Below are 2,304 nucleotides of genomic sequence, written 5' to 3'. Positions count from 1 at the left end.
CGGCAAAGCCAGATCCAGATAGCGCATGATCGCCTTCTGGATGGGGAGTTCACGCTGGATCATGCGGCCACCATGTCGCTAAACACCACGCCATGGCGGGCGCCGTAGGCGTGGATCATGTCGATGAGGTCAACCATCTGGCGGACGGTCAGGCGGGATGAGCGGAAGCCGAGTGGAAAAGGGCCAGAGCCGTCCAGGCCTTCGCAGAACTGGACCTGATGGCCCAGCGCATGCATGAAGGCGCACTTCCATGTTTCTGGCGTCCAATGCCGGCCTTCGGGCTTGGCGCGGCTGACGTCTGACAAAAGCGCCCAGAGAAGGGCGTTCTGGTCATTCGTGCGGCCTGCCTCGCGGACAGACACAACGGCGTTGACTGGCGCGCGGTCGATGATCGCCTTGGCCAGGGAGCGCTGATAATCGCTGCGGAGGACGACGGTCTGGGCCATCAGCGCACTCCAGATGTCGAGCGCTGGAAGTCACCATTGATGGTGTGAAGCTTGCCGTGGCATGCCGAGCATAACCAAAAAACGTCGAAAGGCTTCGAATAGTCATGGTGATGAGCTTGAATATTCTCTTCACTACTACAGAAAAAGCAAGCCGATGCACGTTCAATTCGCCCATCTCTTATAGCGTTCCCGACAGCAATACGCGCTCGGCGTTTCTGTGTATTCTTGGTCGCCTCTGCGAGCCTCTTACGTGCTCTGACCCCAGCTTCACTCTCGGCTGACCTCCTGGCGCTTTCCTTCCTATGCTCGCAGTCGCGGTATCTCATCCGGTCATAGGATCGGTAATATTCTACGTTTTCCAGCCGGTTAGCACGAGCGCCTTCTTTTACGCATTCGCGACAACGAGCCTTGTTCGATGAATAGAATTGCTCTCGAGGCAACTTCTCTCCGCACGATTTGCATTGATGCAGAGGCCCAGTGGCTGATAGCTCTCGGATAACCATAGCTCGCACCCCAAAAGGCGTTGTGGCCAGGCGGCTCTTGGAGTTCGCACCTCCTCGAGCCGCCGAAAATCAAAACGGAATCTGGTCAGACAAGTCTTGCCCCGGCCTCGTTCCACCGAAGCCGGCGCCCGCCACGTTGCGATCATATGCCCGGTCAGCTTCGGCGCTCAGGTCGCGGCCACCGCGCTGCGCATACTGGCGCTCGGCGTCCGCCATATCCCGTGGGCCGGCGTCATCGCGCTTGCCGTCGAGGATCGTGAGCTCGCCGCGGTAACGCTGAAGCACCACTTCCGTGGTGTAGCGCTCCTGGCCGTTCTGGTCGGTCCATTTGCGGGTCTGCCATTTCCCGCACACCTGGGCCTTGCTTCCCTTCCGCAGGAATTTCTCAGCAACCTTGGCCAAGTTCTCATTGAATATGACTACCGGGATCCACTCGGTACGCTCTTTGCGCTCTCCCGAGTTTTTGTCACGCCAATAGTCAGAACATGCAATTCGCATGTTGACCACGGGCGAACCGTCCTGCATGCGACGCGTTTCTGGGTCTGCGCCCAGTCGTCCAGAAATGATAACTTGATTGAAATCACTCATGCTGCACCCCTCTTGCGTCCAAACTCTCCGGCAGCAATGTGAAGCCGCGCATGTTCTGAACTTGTCATGACTTCCAGATTGTTCGGGTCGTTGTTCAGTTTGTTGCGGTCAGCGTGATGGACGACTTCGTCGGGCAGCAGCCTCCGGCCTATTTTCCATTCAGCCACTATCTTGTGGAGCGGCTTCCCCGCGTGCTCGCCATTGGCGGGGCTGGACGTAAAGCAGACGTATCCACCAGCCGAAATAGTCAGACCGGAGCGCCAGTTTGCGTTTATTGGACCCGTCCTGCCTCTAAGGATGGCTTTTGCTGACTCAGGCAGAGCCCTTCCGGTAAATGCGGCTGACAGCCTTTGCTTCGTCTCAGGCCTTGCGTGACTTATCTTCTTGTTCTCGCTGGCCGAGCGAGCCCGCACGCCCTCGCCGTGGAGAACACGCAAAACCTGTGTTGGCGAAATTCCGGCAACCGCAGCAATCTCGGAAGACGACTTTTCATCTTCATACATCTGCCTTATGTCGCAGCCGCTCATTGAGCGGCGAATTCCTGCGCATTTTTTTGAGCAGTATTTTGCTTTAGCCCATTGCGCAGATGAATATTTTCTCAGGCGCTGAAATCCTGCACCGCAGCGCTCGCAGACACGCTCATGGCTCATCACGCGGCCTCGCTGATTGCAGGAGAGGAATAGGCGCGGATGCGCTCGACAAGCGCGGCCAGCTCGTCGTTGAACCGGTCGACCTCGTCGGCCATCTGCTTGATGAAATCCTCGTCG

The 2,304-nt window shown here is 57.6% G+C and carries 3 protein-coding genes; all 3 read right to left on the bottom strand.

Features of this window, described 5'->3' with window-relative positions; genetic code table 11:
* Positions 1–59: 59 nt before the first annotated feature.
* Complete coding sequence (locus IE243_RS22560) at positions 60–446, bottom strand: recombination protein NinB (protein WP_191321529.1); 387 nt, start codon at positions 444–446, stop codon at positions 60–62.
* Between the two features lie 572 nt (positions 447–1,018).
* A complete protein-coding gene (gene ssb / locus IE243_RS22555; protein ID WP_191321528.1) occupies positions 1,019–1,537 on the bottom strand; it encodes a single-stranded DNA-binding protein in 519 nt (172 codons plus the stop codon).
* The gene (locus IE243_RS22550) at positions 1,534–2,187 is read right to left on the bottom strand and encodes an HNH endonuclease signature motif containing protein (RefSeq protein ID WP_210319963.1); all 654 of its coding nucleotides are present in this window, start codon (positions 2,185–2,187) and stop codon (positions 1,534–1,536) included. Before IE243_RS22550 ends, ssb begins: the two co-directional genes overlap by 4 nt.
* Positions 2,188–2,304 lie beyond the last annotated feature (117 nt).

This window comes from Camelimonas fluminis (assembly GCF_014656355.1).
In the GTDB taxonomy this organism is placed as follows: Bacteria; Pseudomonadota; Alphaproteobacteria; order Rhizobiales; family Beijerinckiaceae; genus Camelimonas; species Camelimonas fluminis.
This window is presented reverse-complemented; position numbering and strand designations above follow the sequence as displayed.

Bases quoted from the DNA above. Each gene is read 5' to 3' on its own strand.
- IE243_RS22560 (WP_191321529.1), bottom strand. From the start codon at position 446: ATGGCCCAGACCGTCGTCCTCCGCAGCGATTATCAGCGCTCCCTGGCC.
- ssb (WP_191321528.1), bottom strand. From the start codon at position 1,537: ATGAGTGATTTCAATCAAGTTATCATTTCTGGACGACTGGGCGCAGAC.
- IE243_RS22550 (WP_210319963.1), bottom strand. From the start codon at position 2,187: ATGAGCCATGAGCGTGTCTGCGAGCGCTGCGGTGCAGGATTTCAGCGC.